15 protein-coding genes are annotated in these 14,587 nt (G+C 63.4%); 11 read left to right on the forward strand and 4 right to left on the reverse strand.

The genetic code is table 11. The annotated features are described in order from the left end of the window. The first annotated feature begins 60 nt into the window (after positions 1-60). The 3 genes from PFLCHA0_RS07725 to PFLCHA0_RS07735 are packed head-to-tail and all read left to right on the forward strand — an operon-like array spanning position 61 to position 1,921. Positions 61-558, forward strand: a complete 498-nt coding sequence (locus PFLCHA0_RS07725) for a hypothetical protein (RefSeq protein ID WP_011059846.1) — start codon at positions 61-63, stop codon at positions 556-558. Positions 559-591: 33 nt separating this feature from the next. Then, positions 592-1,368, forward strand: coding sequence for a class II glutamine amidotransferase (locus tag PFLCHA0_RS07730; protein ID WP_015634553.1), 777 nt, complete (start codon positions 592-594; stop codon positions 1,366-1,368). A 10-nt stretch (positions 1,369-1,378) separates the two neighbouring features. After that, positions 1,379-1,921, forward strand: coding sequence for a DUF2937 family protein (locus PFLCHA0_RS07735; RefSeq protein ID WP_011059848.1), 543 nt, complete (start codon positions 1,379-1,381; stop codon positions 1,919-1,921). Positions 1,922-2,132: 211 nt separating this feature from the next. Here the strand turns inward: PFLCHA0_RS07735 and PFLCHA0_RS07740 are convergent, their stop codons facing one another. Next, the gene (locus PFLCHA0_RS07740; RefSeq protein WP_015634554.1) at positions 2,133-3,053 is read right to left on the reverse strand and encodes a LysR family transcriptional regulator; all 921 of its coding nucleotides are present in this window, start codon (positions 3,051-3,053) and stop codon (positions 2,133-2,135) included. Between the two features lie 137 nt (positions 3,054-3,190). Between PFLCHA0_RS07740 and PFLCHA0_RS07745 the strand changes: the two genes are divergently transcribed. The 4 genes from PFLCHA0_RS07745 to PFLCHA0_RS07760 all read left to right on the forward strand — a co-directional run bounded on the left by PFLCHA0_RS07745 (position 3,191) and on the right by PFLCHA0_RS07760 (position 6,914). Next, entirely contained in the window at positions 3,191-4,474 is a 1,284-nt protein-coding gene (locus tag PFLCHA0_RS07745; protein WP_011059850.1) for an MFS transporter, read from the forward strand. Between the two features lie 72 nt (positions 4,475-4,546). After that, a complete protein-coding gene (locus PFLCHA0_RS07750) occupies positions 4,547-5,299 on the forward strand; it encodes a 5-oxoprolinase subunit PxpA (RefSeq protein WP_015634555.1) in 753 nt (250 codons plus the stop codon). Next, entirely contained in the window at positions 5,296-6,000 is a 705-nt protein-coding gene (gene pxpB, locus PFLCHA0_RS07755; RefSeq protein ID WP_015634556.1) for a 5-oxoprolinase subunit PxpB, read from the forward strand. Before PFLCHA0_RS07750 ends, pxpB begins: the two co-directional genes overlap by 4 nt. Then, positions 5,997-6,914, forward strand: coding sequence for a 5-oxoprolinase subunit C family protein (locus PFLCHA0_RS07760; RefSeq protein WP_015634557.1), 918 nt, complete (start codon positions 5,997-5,999; stop codon positions 6,912-6,914). The genes pxpB and PFLCHA0_RS07760 overlap by 4 nt, the downstream gene beginning before the upstream one ends. 71 nt (positions 6,915-6,985) lie before the next feature. Here the strand turns inward: PFLCHA0_RS07760 and PFLCHA0_RS07765 are convergent, their stop codons facing one another. The 3 genes from PFLCHA0_RS07765 to PFLCHA0_RS07775 all read right to left on the reverse strand — a co-directional run bounded on the left by PFLCHA0_RS07765 (position 6,986) and on the right by PFLCHA0_RS07775 (position 10,242). After that, a complete protein-coding gene (locus PFLCHA0_RS07765; protein ID WP_011059854.1) occupies positions 6,986-8,164 on the reverse strand; it encodes a vWA domain-containing protein in 1,179 nt (392 codons plus the stop codon). Positions 8,165-8,176: 12 nt separating this feature from the next. Continuing rightward, a complete protein-coding gene (locus tag PFLCHA0_RS07770) occupies positions 8,177-9,022 on the reverse strand; it encodes an AAA family ATPase (RefSeq protein ID WP_011059855.1) in 846 nt (281 codons plus the stop codon). 143 nt (positions 9,023-9,165) lie between these two features. Then, the gene (locus tag PFLCHA0_RS07775; protein ID WP_015634558.1) at positions 9,166-10,242 is read right to left on the reverse strand and encodes a DUF748 domain-containing protein; all 1,077 of its coding nucleotides are present in this window, start codon (positions 10,240-10,242) and stop codon (positions 9,166-9,168) included. A gap of 248 nt (positions 10,243-10,490) precedes the next feature. Between PFLCHA0_RS07775 and cysK the strand changes: the two genes are divergently transcribed. The 4 genes from cysK to PFLCHA0_RS07795 all read left to right on the forward strand — a co-directional run bounded on the left by cysK (position 10,491) and on the right by PFLCHA0_RS07795 (position 14,572). Beyond that, positions 10,491-11,465, forward strand: a complete 975-nt coding sequence (gene cysK, locus PFLCHA0_RS07780; RefSeq protein WP_011059857.1) for a cysteine synthase A — start codon at positions 10,491-10,493, stop codon at positions 11,463-11,465. 226 nt (positions 11,466-11,691) lie between these two features. Continuing rightward, complete coding sequence (locus tag PFLCHA0_RS07785; protein WP_011059858.1) at positions 11,692-12,630, forward strand: aspartyl/asparaginyl beta-hydroxylase domain-containing protein; 939 nt, start codon at positions 11,692-11,694, stop codon at positions 12,628-12,630. Positions 12,631-12,982: 352 nt separating this feature from the next. Beyond that, positions 12,983-13,846 (forward strand): DMT family transporter, encoded by an 864-nt coding sequence (locus PFLCHA0_RS07790; protein WP_015634560.1) that lies wholly within the window; start codon positions 12,983-12,985, stop codon positions 13,844-13,846. Positions 13,847-14,194: 348 nt separating this feature from the next. Next, positions 14,195-14,572 (forward strand): hypothetical protein, encoded by a 378-nt coding sequence (locus PFLCHA0_RS07795; protein WP_015634561.1) that lies wholly within the window; start codon positions 14,195-14,197, stop codon positions 14,570-14,572. Positions 14,573-14,587: the final 15 nt, after the last annotated feature.

The following is a 14,587-nucleotide window of genomic DNA, read 5'->3' on the forward strand; positions in this document are numbered from 1 at the left end:
GGCGGTGCAGCCTGACACGGCAAAAGTCGTTATCATAAGCGCCTCTTTGCCTGCCTTGCCATGGACACCATGACCGAGAACGACTATCTGATCGCCTGGGGGCTCTATGCCTTCGCCGCCTTGGGCTGCCTGCTGGTGTGGATGCGCCTGACCCGCTGGATGTGGCGCTGGCTGCGCGAACCGCTGCGAGTGCTGGTGGCGGTGCTGCTGTTCAGCCCGACCATCATCGACCCGGTCAAGGAAAAATTTGCCCCGGCCGTGGCCATCACCGCATTGGATATAGCCTTCAAGGTCGGCAACAACGCCTGGCGTGCGGTATCCGACCTGTTCATGTACGGCATGATCGCCTTTGGCGTCTACCTGCTGTTCGTGCTGATCCGCTGGCCCATCGAGCGCGCGGCCAGGGAGCGCCGGGAACGCAACGAAGCGGCGAAAGCTGCTGCCAAGGCTGCCGAAGTGGAGGATGACCAGCCCTTCGGTGGCGCCGGCAATGACCGTTACGGCCGCCAGCCTGCAGCCGGCACCCCCCTGAATACGCGGGTCGAACCGCGTTTGTAACGCTGCCCCCGGCATTGAAGCGAGAGTCCGAGCATGTGTGAGTTGTTGGGCATGAGCGCCAATGTACCGACCGATATCGTCTTCAGCTTTACCGGGCTGATGCAGCGCGGCGGCCGCACCGGCCCCCATCGCGACGGCTGGGGCATCGCTTTCTATGAAGGCCGCGGCCTGCGCCTGTTCCAGGACCCGGCGGCCAGCAGCGAGTCGGAAGTGGCCAACCTGGTTCAGCGTTACCCGATCAAGAGCGAAGTGGTGATCGGCCATATCCGCCAGGCCAACGTCGGTAAGGTCTGCCTGGCCAACACTCATCCTTTTGTCCGCGAGCTGTGGGGCCGCAACTGGTGCTTTGCGCACAATGGCCAGTTGGCGGATTTCCAGCCCCAGGCCAGCTTCTACCGCCCGGTGGGCGATACCGACAGCGAAGCGGCTTTCTGTGACCTGCTGAACCGGGTGCGGGCCGCCTTTCCCGAGCCGGTGGAAATCGAGGAACTGCTGCCGATCCTGATCCAGGCCTGCAGCGAATACCGCAGCAAGGGCGTGTTCAACGGCCTGCTCAGCGACGGTGACTGGCTGTTCTGCTATTGCTCGACCAAACTGGCGCAGATCACCCGGCGCGCCCCATTCGGCCCGGCGCGGCTGAAGGATGTGGATGTGATCGTCGACTTCCAGGCCGAAACCACGCCCAACGACGTGGTCACGGTGATCGCCACTGAACCCTTGACCGAAAACGAAACCTGGACCCGCTACCAGCCGGGCCAGTGGAGCCTGTGGCGGCGCGGTGAATGCGTGAGCCATGGCCAGACCGAATAAGGACATCCCTATGTTGCTCAGTTATCTGCGGCTGGTGCTGTTCGCCGCCGGCCTGTTGATCGGTGTGCAAGTGCCGGGTTTCATCAGTGATTACGCCAAGCGCGTCGAGGCGCATCTGATCGAGTCGCAGCACAGCCTGCAGGGCTTCCAGGGCACCGCGCAGCAGTTCTTCAAGGGCGACATGAACGCCCTGGTGGCCCATTACCGGGCCAGCGACGATCCGGTGTTTCGCAGCGATGCCGAGAGCCTGAGCGGCTTGCTCAGCCGCCAGCTGGCCCTGGACAAGCAATACCAGGCGATGCAGGGGCCCTGGTACATCCGCCTGCTGCAAGTGGCCCTGGCCCCCGACCCGGAAATCCGCAAGGAAACCTGGGACGGCTACAGCTACCAGATCCTGCTGACCCCGGAAGCCATGATCTGGGGTATCAGTGGCGCCTTGCTGCTGTCCTTCGGCCTGGAATGCCTGTACCGGCTGATCGACTGGGTAGTGCTGGGCGGCAAGCGCCTGCGCCAGAGCCGCCCGATTGAAGAGCGCGACCTCAAAGGCCTCTGATCCCCTGTAGGAGCCGGCTGCCGGCGAAGGGGGCCGCGTGGCTTGCGCCTGACTGAAGATCGCCTTCGCTGGCAAGCCAGCTCCTACGGGAGCCGTATCGATTTTGTTTTCTGTGTAGGAGCCGGCTTGCCGGCGAAAGCGGCGTGCCTGACACACCGCAGCGCGCGGGTCGCTGGCAAGCCAGCTCCTACGAGGGGGGCGATGGCGATGTTCACTGGGGTTCCATGAGCACCAGGTAATCCGCGCCGACCTTCTGCCCATAGCGCTGCACCACGCGCTGGCACAGCTCGACTATGTCCTCCACCAATTCCACTCCCACCCTCCACGACACCACCACTTGCAGGTTCGGCGGGCGCTGTTCGATGGCCAGCAGGGTCAGTTCGCCCCGGGCCAGTTCCTCGCGCACCAGCACCGGCGGCAGGGCGCCGATGCCGAAGCCGTCCCGCAGCAGGCGGGTGATGGCCGACACCGAGTTGACGCAGTTGAGCCGCGGCGCCAGCACGCCGTTGGCCTGCATCAGGCTCAGCACCTGCTGGTGGGGCAGGGAGTTCTTCGAGTAGGTGACGATCCGTTCCCGGGCCAGCTCGGCGACGTTGGCGTAGTCGCGGTTGTAGATCGAGTTGCTGGCGGCGATCCAGCCCATGGGATAGCTGGCCAGTTCCAGGCTGCGGATGCTTTCCTGGCGCAGCAGGTCGGTTTGCAGCACCAGGTCGAGAAAGCCTTTTTGCAGCTGGTCGCACAGGTTCAGTGAGGTGTCGGCCACCAGCTCGATTTCCACTTGCGGGTAGTGGTCCATCATCTCTGCCACCAGGGGGCTGAGCCAGGTGTGGATCACCGTATCCATGACCCCGATGCGAACCCGCCCGACCTTGCTCGACGGCGCTTGGATGGACTGTTTCAGCACCTGCAGGGTGTCGAGCATCTGCTCGGCGTGCTCCAGCACCTTGACGCCTTCCGGGGTCAGGCTGACGCCCCGGGAGTCGCGCAGGAACAGCTTCACGCCCAGTTCGCCCTCCAGCACCGCGATGCGGCTGGAGATCGCCGCCTGGGTGGTAAAGAGTTTTTCCGCGGTGTGGCTGAAGCTCTTCAGCCGCGCGACCCAGACGAAGGTTTCGAGGAACTTGAGGTTCATGGGATCAACTTTTCTTATGCATAAGGGCAGTTTTTATTAGTTGGACGCAGTTGGCGCTCGAGCCGAAGAATGCGCCAACCCACGATATGCGTCGTCGGGGCCCAGAACAACACCAATAAATTACCCTGGAGATCGCCATGAGTGCGCCCGAAACACTGGCCGCCAAGGCCCCGCGCCGCGCCGGCCCGTTTGACTGGTACCGGGACATCAACCAGCAGGAGCGCCGGACATTCTGGAGCTGCAAGCTCGGTTATGGCCTGGATGGCATGGACACGCAGATGCTCAGTTTCGTGATCCCGACCCTGATCGCACTGTGGGGCATCACCTCCGCCGAAGCCGGGCTGATCCATACCAGTACCTTGCTGGCCTCCGCCCTGGGGGGCTGGATCGCCGGGATCCTCTCCGACCGCATTGGCCGGGTGCGCACGTTGCAACTCACGGTCCTGTGGTTCGCATTCTTTACCTTTTTGTGTGGCCTGGCGCAGAACTACGAGCAGTTGCTGATCGCCCGGACCCTGATGGGCTTCGGCTTCGGTGGCGAGTGGACCGCCGGGGCGGTACTGATCGGCGAGGTGATCCGTGCCAAGAACCGTGGCAAGGCGGTGGGCATGGTGCAGTCCGGCTGGGCCCTGGGCTGGGGCATAACGGCGTTGCTATATGCGCTGCTGTTCTCCCTGCTGCCGCCGGAAGACGCCTGGCGCGGGCTGTTCCTGCTGGGCATCCTGCCGGCGATCTTCGTGATTTTCGTCCGCCGCCTGGTCAAGGACCCTGAGGTCTATCGCCAAACCCGGGCCCGGGAAGAGCCCAGCAACCCGGCCCGGTTCTACGAGATCTTCGCCCCGGGGATCCTCAGCACCACCCTGCGTGCATCGCTGTTGGCGGCGGGGGCCCAGGGCGGCTACTACGCCATCACTTTCTGGCTGCCGACCTTCCTCAAGACCGAGCGTGGCCTGAGCGTGCTGAGCACCGGCGGCTACCTGGCCATGGTGATCTTCGGCTCCTACATGGGCTATGTGATCAGCGCCTACCTGACCGATATTCTCGGGCGCAAGAAGAACTTCGTACTGTTCGCCGCCGGCTCTTTCACCATCGTCCTGCTCTATACGCAAATGCCGGTGAGCAACGCGGTGATGCTCTGGCTGGGCTTTCCCCTGGGCTTTTTCGCCTCGGGCATCTTCAGCGGCATGGGAGCGTTCCTCACCGAACTGTTCCCCACCCGCATCCGCGGTTCCGGCCAGGGTTTCTGCTACAACAGCGGCCGGGCGCTGGCGGCGCTGTTCCCCCTGCTGATCGGCCTGCTCAGCCAGCATGTGCCGCTGGGCGCGGCCATCGGCACCTTTGCCGCGGTGTCCTACGGCGTGGTGGTGCTGGCAGCCTTGAGCCTGCCGGAAACCCGCGGCAAGGAACTTGAGGCACGCTAACTGATAATCTGCGGGGCATTGCCAGCGCTGCCCCGCAGCTGACCCCTTATAAAAAACACAGGAACACTGACCATGAGCCGCCTGTTATTGAATTGCGACATCGGCGAAAGCTTTGGCAACTGGACCCTGGGCCTGGATGCCGAAGTCATGCCCTTTATCGACTGCGCCAACATCGCCTGCGGTTTCCACGCCGGTGACCCGGGCATCATGCGCAAGACCGTGGCCCTGGCCCTGGCCAATGGCGTGCGCATCGGTGCCCATCCGGCGTACCAGGACCTGGCCGGCTTTGGCCGCCGCTCCATGAGCTACTCGCCCGAGGAAATCCAGGACCTGCTGCACTATCAGATCGGTGCGCTGGACGGCATCTGCCGAGCCCAGGGCGGCCGGGTCGAGTACGTCAAACCCCATGGCGCGATGTACAACGACATGATGGCCAAGCCTGCGCAACTGCGGGCGGTGATCCAGGCCGTGGCAGCCTACGACCCGCAACTGCCGCTGATGCTCATGGCCACCCGCGACAACAGCGCGGCCCAGGCCCTGGGCGATGAGTACGGCGTGACCCTGTGGTTCGAAGCCTTTGCCGATCGCGCCTACGACAACGCCGGGCATCTGGTGTCGCGGCAGTTGCCGGGGGCGGTGCACCATGACGCGCAAACCATCCTCCAGCAGGCCCTGACCATCGCCCGCGGCGAGCCCCTGGCCGCCAGCGACGGCAGCGCCTTGCTGCTGCACGCCAACACACTGTGCGTGCATGGCGACAACGCCAGTTCGGTGGCGGCGGTGCAGCGCATTCGCGAGGCCCTGAACCAGCAGTCCGGCCTATGAAGCCACAGGTTGAAGTAGTCGCCATCGACTGCCTGATGGTGCGGCTGTTCGAGGTGATCGCCGAGGACAACATGCCCTGGATGCTGGCCGCCGCCGAAGGGCTGCGGCGGGCCTTCGGCGAGTCTCTGGTCGACCTGGTGCCGTCCTATACCACGCTGATGGTGCATTACGATTTGCTGGCCCTGAGCCCGTCCGAGGCCCGGCAGCGGATCGAGATCGCCTTGGCTGACCTGGCGCCCGGCACCACCCAGGCCGGGCGCGAGCACGTGCTGCCGGTGTGGTACGACCTCAGTGTCGGGCCGGAACTGGTGCTGTTGTCCCGGCGCAGCGGGCTGTCGGTGGCCGAGGTGATCGAGCGTCACAGCCAGCGTGAATATCAAGTGTTTGCCCTGGGCTTCGCTCCCGGGTTTGCCTTCATGGGGCTGGTGGAGGAGGCGCTCGCGGCGCCGCGGCTGAACACCCCGCGCAAGCGGGTGGCGGCGGGCAGTGTGGGGATCGCCGAACGGCAGACCGCGGCTTACCCGGTGGTATCGCCGGGGGGCTGGAACCTGATCGGCCGCACCCCGAGCCGGTTGTTCGACCGCGAGCGCGACGGCTACAGCCTGATGCAACCGGGGGACCGGGTGCGCTTTGCCCCAGTGGAGCGGGCCGAGTTCCTGCGCCTGGGGGGCAATGACACGCCACTGGAGGTGCCGGCATGAGCCGACTGACGATCGAGGCCAGCACCCCGCTGTGCCTGCTGCAGGATGCCGGGCGCTTTGGCGTGCGCCACCTGGGCGTGACCCAGGGCGGGGCGCTGGACTGGGTGTCGATGTCCTGGGCCAACTGGCTGCTGGGCAATGCCCTGGATGCGCCGGTGGTGGAAATCACCCTGGGCGGTTTCACCCTGCAGGCCGAGGACTATTGCCTGCTGGCTTTGGCCGGGGCTGATCTTGGGGCCTATGTGGATGAGCGGCCTTTGACCCCGGGGCGCAGTTTCATCCTGCAAAAGGGCCAGCGGCTGCGATTCACCCAGCCATTTTCTGGGGCCCGGGCCTATCTGGCCGCCCCTGGCGGTTTCGACGCGCCCAAGGTGTTGGGCAGTTGCGCCAGCGTGTTGCGTGAAGCCCTGGGTGGCCCCGATGGTTATGGCCGCGCCCTGAGCGAGGGTGGGATGTTGAGTTATTCGGGAACTGGCGGTGCGCTCAAGAGCCTGTCGGCGGAGCAACTGCCGGATTGGCAATCCGCTGCACCGCTGGAGGTGATCCTGGGGGCGCAGATCGGCCAGTTCAGCGGTTTGAGCCTGTTCGATGCCTTCAATAGCAGTTGGAGCCTGGACAGCCGGGCCGACCGCATGGGCGCGCGCTTGCTCGGGCCGGTCTTGCAGTACCAGGGCCGGCCGATGATTTCCGAGGGCATTCCCCTGGGGGCGATCCAGGTGCCGCCGGACGGCCAGCCGATCATCCTGCTCAATGACCGGCAGACCATTGGCGGCTATCCGCGATTGGGAGCGTTGACGCCGCTATCACTGGCGCGGTTGGCGCAGTGCCTGCCGGGCAGCGAAGTGCGCCTGGCGCCGGTGGTACAGGAGACGGCGCATCGGCAGCAGGTGGCGTTCCTGCGCCGGTTCGGGTGAGGGGCTGAAAGCTTCGCCGGCAAGCCGGCTCCTACATCGCCCTGTAGGAGCCGGCTTGCTGGCGAACGGGTTTATTTGGACAGGAAGCGCATGCCTTCTTCCAGGCCACGCAGGGTCAGGGGGTACATCTGGTCTTCGATCAACTCGCGAACGATATTGGTCGAAGCGGTGTAGCCCCAGGTGTCCTTGGGATAGGGGTTGATCCAGATGAGTTTCTTGTACTTCTCCATGAAGCGCTGCATCCACACGTAGCCGGCTTCTTCGTTCCAGTGCTCCACGCTGCCGCCGGCCTGGGTGATTTCATAGGGCGCCATGGCGGCATCCCCGACGAAGATCACTTTGTAGTCGGCGCCGTACTTGTGCAGCAGGTCCTGGGTCGAGGTGCGCTCGGAGCCGCGGCGCATGTTGTTCTTCCACACCGACTCATAGATGAAGTTGTGGAAGTAGTAGTACTCCAGGTGCTTGAACTCGGTCTTGCAGGCCGAGAACAGTTCCTCGCAGATCTTCACGTGGGCATCCATGGAACCGCCGATGTCGAACAGCAACAGCAACTTGATGCTGTTGCGCCGTTCCGGGCGCATCTGGATGTTCAGCAGCCCGGCATCCCGGGCGGTGTGGTCGATGGTGCCGTCGATGTCCAGCTCCTCCGCCGCACCCTGGCGCGCGAACTTGCGCAGCCGGCGCAGGGCCACCTTGATGTTGCGGGTGCCCAGTTCCACCGAGTCGTCGAGGTTCTTGTACTCGCGCTGGTCCCAGACTTTCACCGCCTTGCCCTGGCGCTTGCCGGCATCGCCGACGCGGATGCCTTCCGGGTTGAAGCCACCGGAGCCGAACGGGCTGGTGCCGCCGGTGCCGATCCACTTGTTGCCGCCGGCATGGCGTTCCTTCTGTTCTTCCAGGCGTTTCTTGAACTCTTCGATGAGCTTGTCCAGGCCGCCCAGGGACTGGATCTGCGCCCGCTCTTCATCCGTCAGCGAGCGCTCGAACTCCTTGCGCAGCCAATCCTCGGGGATCAGCGCCTGCAGGTGGTCGTCGAGTTTTTCCAGGCCGTTGAAGTAGGCGCCGAAGGCCCGGTCGAACTTGTCGAAATGCCGTTCGTCCTTCACCAGGATCGCCCGGGCGAGGTAGTAGAACTCGTCCATGTCGGCGAAGGTCACGCGCTGCTTGAGCGCGTTGATCAGGTCCAGCAGCTCGCGCACCGACACCGGCACCTTGGCCGCGCGCATTTCATTGAACAGGTTGAGCAGCATGGCATCAGCCTCTTAACGACTACCGCGACGGCTCATGAACGCCAGGCGTTCGAGCAATTGCACATCCTGCTCGTTCTTCACCAGGGCGCCGGCCAGGGGCGGGATGGCCTTGGTCGGATCGCGCTCGCGCAGCACCGCTTCGCCGATGTTGTCGGCCATCAGCAGCTTGAGCCAGTCCACCAGTTCCGAGGTCGAGGGCTTCTTCTTCAGGCCCGGCACTTTGCGCACATCGAAGAACACGTCCAGGGCTTCGCTGACCAGGTCCTTCTTGATGTCCGGGTAGTGCACATCGACGATCTTCTGCAGGGTGGTGCGGTCGGGGAAGGCGATGTAGTGGAAGAAGCAGCGACGCAGGAAGGCGTCCGGCAGCTCTTTCTCGTTGTTGGAGGTAATGATGATGATCGGCCGCTGCTTGGCCTTGATGGTCTCGTCGATCTCGTAGACGTAGAACTCCATCTTGTCGAGTTCCTGCAGCAGGTCGTTGGGGAACTCGATGTCGGCCTTGTCGATCTCGTCGATCAGCAGGATCACCCGCTCCTCGGATTCGAAGGCCTCCCACAGCTTGCCCTTCTTCAGGTAGTTGCGAATGTCGTGCACCTTGTCCACGCCCAGTTGCGAATCGCGCAGGCGGCTGACCGCGTCGTACTCGTACAGGCCCTGGTGGGCCTTGGTGGTGGACTTGATGTGCCAGGTGATCAGCTTGGCGCCGAAGGATTCGGCCAGTTGCTCGGCAAGCATGGTCTTGCCGGTGCCGGGTTCGCCCTTGACCAGCAGCGGACGCTCCAGGGTGATGGCGGCATTGACTGCCAGCTTCAGGTCATCGGTGGCGACATATGCGCTGGTGCCTTCGAACTTCATCTGCAATTCCTCGAACGGTGACGGCGAGCTGCCCGGGGCAGGTCGATTGAATGGGGAGTGATGGCGCGACTATAACGCGCTGCCCGGTCGACTGTGAACGTGGACGCCCCATTCAGTCTCTGAATGGAGCGTCACGGGGTGACTCAGTCAGGCGACGGCTTGGGCTGCTCGTAGCGGGCATTGAAGGCCTGGATGAAACCGTTGCGCAAGATCTGCAAAAACGCCTGGAACGCGCTGATATCTTGCTGGTGCACGCTGCCACTGAGCTCGACCCGGGTGGCGAACTGGTTCTTGCGCTGGTTCTTCAGCAGGGTTTCGCTGGCGCCCACCAGGGCCTCCCACACCGAGCGGAAAATGCTCTTGTTGCGGTTCTCCACGTCCTGCTGCCAGTTGAAGACTTCCACGTCCCGCAACAGCGGCTTGATATAGCCGTGCAACTGGCCCTTCTCGGCCTGGGCTTCGATCACCACGTCACCGTGCCCGGCATTGAAGTCGAACTTGCCGTAGGCCGAGGCGAAGTCGTTGAAGCGCTTGAGCTCGATATCCCGGGCCCGCAGGCGGAACTCGAAGTTCTCGAAGTTGCTCAAGGGGTCGAAGGTGGCGGTGCTTTCCATGGGCGCCTGGCCCTGGAGCAGGGCCTTGCCGTCGAAGCGCGCATCGCGCTTGCCCTGGGTGTCCACCACGTTGGTCAGGTTGTAGAAGCTGGCGTTGACCTGGGTCGCGCCGATGTTCACCGGCGGCTTGGAGCTGAAGTTGCGAAAGTGGATCTTGCCGTCATCGATCCGCACTTCGTCGAGGGTGATGGGCAGCAGCTTGCCCAGTTGGGCCCGCCAGTCGGTGCCCTCACCGGTCTGCGATGCCTGCTTGTCGGCCCCGCCGTCGACGAAGTTCAGCTCCGGCTGGATGAACTGCACCTTGGCCACTACCGCGTGGTCGTACCACAGCGAATGCCAGCTCACCGAGAGGTCGATCAGCGGCGCCTTGACGAAGGGCACCGGCACCTTGCCGCTGACCTTGACGATCTCCAGGCCATTGATGCGGTAGGCGCCGCGCCACAGGGCCAGGTCGATGTCGCTGATGCGTCCGCGGTAGTCGCCCATGTCCGCCAGCTTGTCGTTCAAGTAGTCGCGCACCAGGTAGGGCAGGGCGATATGCAGGGCCACCAGCAGCACCACCAGGCTTGCCAGGACCCACAGGGGCCAACGGTAACGAGCTTTCATGATCAGCAGCCTCCAGCCGTATACAGGCATTGACTGCGTCCGTTGGCAGACGTTCGAGTCAATGTTCCCGGGGTGGCCTGGGGCGCAGGTTCGGGGAACGCAGGAGCCGGGCCATGAACTCGGCGTCGCTGATGTGTCTCTTGCATAGGCGCGACCGACCCGGCTGGCCCGGGTGTTGCGCGACTGGACGCTCAAGGGCGCCAGGCATACCCTTGGGGACTTATTCACTGCTGCATAAGGACCCAGCCATGAGCCGAATTTTTGCTGATAACGCCCATTCCATCGGCAATACGCCCTTGGTGCAGATCAACCGCATCGCCCCGCGCGGGGTGACCATCCTGGCCAAGATCGAAGGGCGCAACCCGGGCTATTCGGTGAAGTGCCGGATCGGTGCGAACATGATCTGGGACGCCGAAAGCAGCGGCAAGCTCAAGCCGGGCATGACCATCGTCGAGCCCACGTCGGGCAACACCGGGATCGGCCTGGCCTTCGTCGCCGCCGCCCGTGGCTACAAGCTGATGCTGACCATGCCGGCGTCCATGAGCATCGAGCGGCGCAAGGTGCTCAAGGCCCTGGGCGCCGAGCTGGTGCTCACCGAGCCGGCCAAGGGCATGAAGGGGGCGATCGAAAAGGCGGCGGAAATCGTTGCCAGCGACCCGGCCAGGTACTTCATGCCGCAGCAGTTCGATAACCCGGCCAACCCGGCGATCCACGAAAAGACCACCGGTCCGGAAATCTGGAACGATACCGACGGCGCGGTGGACGTGCTGGTGGCCGGGGTTGGCACAGGGGGCACCATCAGCGGTGTGTCGCGCTACATCAAGAAGACCCAGGGCAAGCCGATTCTCTCGGTGGCGGTGGAGCCGGCGACTTCTCCGGTGATCACCCAGAAACTCGCCGGTGAAGAGATCAAGCCCAGCCCCCACAAGATCCAGGGCATCGGCGCCGGTTTCGTGCCCAGGAACCTGGACCTGGCGATGGTCGACCGGGTGGAGCTGGTGACCGATGAAGAGTCCAAGGCCATGGCCCTGCGGCTGATGCAGGAAGAGGGCATCCTCTGCGGCATCTCCTGCGGCGCGGCGATGGCGGTGGCGGTACGCCTGGCGGAAACCCCGGAAATGCAGGGCAAGACCATCGTGGTGATCCTGCCGGACTCCGGTGAGCGCTACCTGTCGAGCATGCTTTTCAGCGACCTGTTCACCGAGCAGGAAAACCAGCAGTAAGCACGGATCAGGCATTCGCCCGCAGGAGCCGGCTTGCCGGCGAATGCTGACCCATATCAGGCCAGGGCCTGGCTGCTTATGCTACTTAACGCCTTTGTTGCATAACCGTTAACGCTGAATGTTGGGTTGTGCGGGTTTTTCCAGGGCCCAGGAGTGTTTATCATTGCCGGCTGCCAGGTCGGGTGAACGCTCCCCCTACAGGTGCCTATTTCCAAGGAGTCGTTGCATGAGCTTTTCCTTTACCGCCAAGGTCGCGGTGTTGTCGCTGTTCGTCGGCAGCATTCTCTACGTGCACCTGCGCGGCAAGGCGCGTCTGCCGGTACTGCGCCAGTTCGTCAACCATTCGGCGCTGTTCGCCCCCTATAACGCCCTGATGTACCTGTTCTCCGGGGTGCCTTCCAAGCCGTACCTGGACCGCAGCAAGTTTCCCGAGCTGGACATCCTGCGGGACAACTGGGAAGTGATCCGCGAAGAGGCCATGCACCTATTCGACGAGGGTTACATCCGCGCCGCCGAGAAGAACAACGATGCCGGTTTCGGTTCCTTCTTCAAGAAGGGCTGGAAGCGCTTCTACCTCAAGTGGTACGACAAGCCGCTGCCCTCGGCCGAGGCCCTGTGCCCGAAGACCGTCGAGCTGGTGAGCGCGATTCCCAACGTCAAGGGCGCGATGTTCGCGCTGTTGCCCGGCGGCAGCCACCTCAACCCGCACCGCGATCCCTTCGCCGGTTCCCTGCGTTATCACCTGGGCCTGTCGACCCCCAACTCCGACGCCTGCCGGATCTTCGTCGATGGCCAGGAGTACGCCTGGCGCGACGGTGAAGACGTGATGTTCGACGAGACCTACGTGCATTGGGTGAAGAACGAAACCGAGATCACCCGGGTGATCCTGTTCTGCGACATCGAGCGTCCGCTGAGCAGCCGCCTGATGACCCGCATCAACCGTTGGGTCAGCGCCCAACTGGGCCGCGCCACCGCGCCGCAGAACCTGGATGACGAGCGTGTCGGCGGGATCAACCAGGCCTACGCCTGGAGCAAGCGCTTCAGCGACAGCTTCAGTGGCGTGGTCAAGCAGTGGAAGCGCCGCCATCCCAAGCTGTACCGCATCCTGCGCCCGGTGCTGGCAGTGGTGGTGCTGGTAGTCCTGTGGAAGTGGCTGTTCGGATAAATCTTGCAATGAATATCGGGCGCTGGTTATATTCGGCGTCCGATGAGTCCAGCGACTCAGGTTTTTCCTCTCTCGAGAACCATCAGTACATGGCCTTTTCCCTTCTCAGCGCGGTAGTGGTTTCAGCGGTCAACGCTGGCGTCGTGCCGTGCGGGAATCAGCAGCCTGTGCAGATCGGTCATTACCCCCCACCTGTCAGTAGCACGCCGGTGTACGCAGTCGTATCACCGCCGGGCGTTGGCTTCTCGGGCTGATCAGCAACCGCTGCTGCTCCCTGCGCCCGCCTGAAAAAAACACTACTGAACTTCAGCCTCGGCTGAATTGGCTTCTTGCCTGATTACAGGTGGTTTTCATGTTGCTCATTTCAAAAAAGTCCGCGCTCGCGGCCGCTTCCACGAGCCTGTTCGTCCTGCTGTGGAGCAGTGGCGCCATCTTCTCCAAATGGGGCCTGGCCCACGCTTCACCCTTTGCCTTCCTGCTGCTGCGCTTCGTCATTGCCCTGATCGGCCTGATGCTGCTGGCGCCCCTGCTCAAGCTCAGGTTGCCCCGTGGGCGCCGGGCCATGGGCTTTGCCGTGGCCACCGGCCTGGTGCTGCTGGGGGCCTACCAGATCTTCTACATCCTGGCCCTGGACCTGAAGGTGACCCCCGGGGTCATGGCCACCATCATGGGGGTGCAGCCGATCCTCACGGTGGTGCTGATGGAGCGCCAGCGCTCCTGGAGCCGGCTGTTTGGCCTGAGCCTGGGGCTTGCCGGGCTGGTGATGGTGGTCTACCAGAGCATCGGCCTGGCGGGGATGTCCATCACCGGCATGCTGTGCGGGCTGCTGGCCCTGGTCAGCATGACCGCCGGTTCGATCATGCAGAAACGCATCACCGACAATCCCCTGGGCACGCTGCCGGTGCAGTACCTGGCAGGGCTGCTGCTGTGCGCGCTGTTCGTGCCGTTCCAGCCGTTTCACTTCGAGCACAGTGCAGGTTTCGTGATTCCACTGCTGTGGATGGGGCTGGTGGTGTCGGTGCTGGCCACGCTGTTGCTGTATCGGCTGATTGCCCAGGGCAACCTAGTGAATGTCACCAGCCTGTTTTACCTGGTGCCTGCGGTGACCGCGCTGATGGACTACCTGTTCTTCGGCAATCGCCTGGGGCTGCTGAGCCTGTTGGGCATGGGCCTGATCATCGTCGGGCTGGTGTTCGTGTTCCGCAAGCAGCCTTGACCGCCCTGGGCGGCGTGAGCTCTGCGCGCCGTTGCTGACGACACCGGCCGGGTGCAATGCCCGGTCGGTTGTTTTCCCTATTTATGGCATGAAGGGTCGACTTTTATGTCGAATGATGGCCATATGGCATCATTGTCGAAAAGGTACTCGCCAACTGCATTGGGACAGGGCTTCAGCGCCGCGTGAGGCAGCTCGAAGAGTCGCCTGAGCAACGCTTGCAGGTGATTTTGATAACCAGTTGATTGGACTTCTTTTCTAATGCTTCCAAACAGTCCATCAGACTTTTCTCAAAAGCTAAAGCCCGTACCTAGACTGACGATACAGTCCTTACACACAAGGAGAGTCAGGATGAACGTAGCGCTTGCTTCCACTGCTTTGAGTCTGTTCCTTGGGCTATCGGGCAGTTGCCTTGCCGCCACTCCCTCAGGGCAAGGCATCATCCGTTTTTACGGCAAGATCGTAGAGTCCAACTGCACCTCCAATGCTGCCAGCGATGGGCTGAACTTGCGGCAGTGCCCTCAGGGCTCGCGTGGGGGATCCATTGACGTTCGGCGGGTCGGCCCGCTGGCCAGCGCCAGCGGCCCGGGAAACTCCGTAGTCAAGGTCAAGCTCCTGGCCGACAGCGGGCGCGAGGGGCGCTATTACGACCAGCACTATGCCGTTATCGACCAGGCAGGCAAGGCCGTGACCTCGGGCGCCTACCTGATCACCCTGAACGTTCCCTGAGCCCCTTGGCGGGAT

Source organism: Pseudomonas protegens CHA0 (genome assembly GCF_000397205.1).
Classification (GTDB): Bacteria; Pseudomonadota; Gammaproteobacteria; order Pseudomonadales; family Pseudomonadaceae; genus Aquipseudomonas; species Aquipseudomonas protegens.

Bases quoted from the DNA above. Each gene is read 5' to 3' on its own strand.
- PFLCHA0_RS07725 (WP_011059846.1), top strand. From the start codon at position 61: ATGGACACCATGACCGAGAACGACTATCTGATCGCCTGGGGGCTCTAT.
- PFLCHA0_RS07730 (WP_015634553.1), top strand. From the start codon at position 592: ATGTGTGAGTTGTTGGGCATGAGCGCCAATGTACCGACCGATATCGTC.
- PFLCHA0_RS07735 (WP_011059848.1), top strand. From the start codon at position 1,379: ATGTTGCTCAGTTATCTGCGGCTGGTGCTGTTCGCCGCCGGCCTGTTG.
- PFLCHA0_RS07740 (WP_015634554.1), bottom strand. From the start codon at position 3,053: ATGAACCTCAAGTTCCTCGAAACCTTCGTCTGGGTCGCGCGGCTGAAG.
- PFLCHA0_RS07745 (WP_011059850.1), top strand. From the start codon at position 3,191: ATGAGTGCGCCCGAAACACTGGCCGCCAAGGCCCCGCGCCGCGCCGGC.
- PFLCHA0_RS07750 (WP_015634555.1), top strand. From the start codon at position 4,547: ATGAGCCGCCTGTTATTGAATTGCGACATCGGCGAAAGCTTTGGCAAC.
- pxpB (WP_015634556.1), top strand. From the start codon at position 5,296: ATGAAGCCACAGGTTGAAGTAGTCGCCATCGACTGCCTGATGGTGCGG.
- PFLCHA0_RS07760 (WP_015634557.1), top strand. From the start codon at position 5,997: ATGAGCCGACTGACGATCGAGGCCAGCACCCCGCTGTGCCTGCTGCAG.
- PFLCHA0_RS07765 (WP_011059854.1), bottom strand. From the start codon at position 8,164: ATGCTGCTCAACCTGTTCAATGAAATGCGCGCGGCCAAGGTGCCGGTG.
- PFLCHA0_RS07770 (WP_011059855.1), bottom strand. From the start codon at position 9,022: ATGAAGTTCGAAGGCACCAGCGCATATGTCGCCACCGATGACCTGAAG.
- PFLCHA0_RS07775 (WP_015634558.1), bottom strand. From the start codon at position 10,242: ATGAAAGCTCGTTACCGTTGGCCCCTGTGGGTCCTGGCAAGCCTGGTG.
- cysK (WP_011059857.1), top strand. From the start codon at position 10,491: ATGAGCCGAATTTTTGCTGATAACGCCCATTCCATCGGCAATACGCCC.
- PFLCHA0_RS07785 (WP_011059858.1), top strand. From the start codon at position 11,692: ATGAGCTTTTCCTTTACCGCCAAGGTCGCGGTGTTGTCGCTGTTCGTC.
- PFLCHA0_RS07790 (WP_015634560.1), top strand. From the start codon at position 12,983: ATGTTGCTCATTTCAAAAAAGTCCGCGCTCGCGGCCGCTTCCACGAGC.
- PFLCHA0_RS07795 (WP_015634561.1), top strand. From the start codon at position 14,195: ATGAACGTAGCGCTTGCTTCCACTGCTTTGAGTCTGTTCCTTGGGCTA.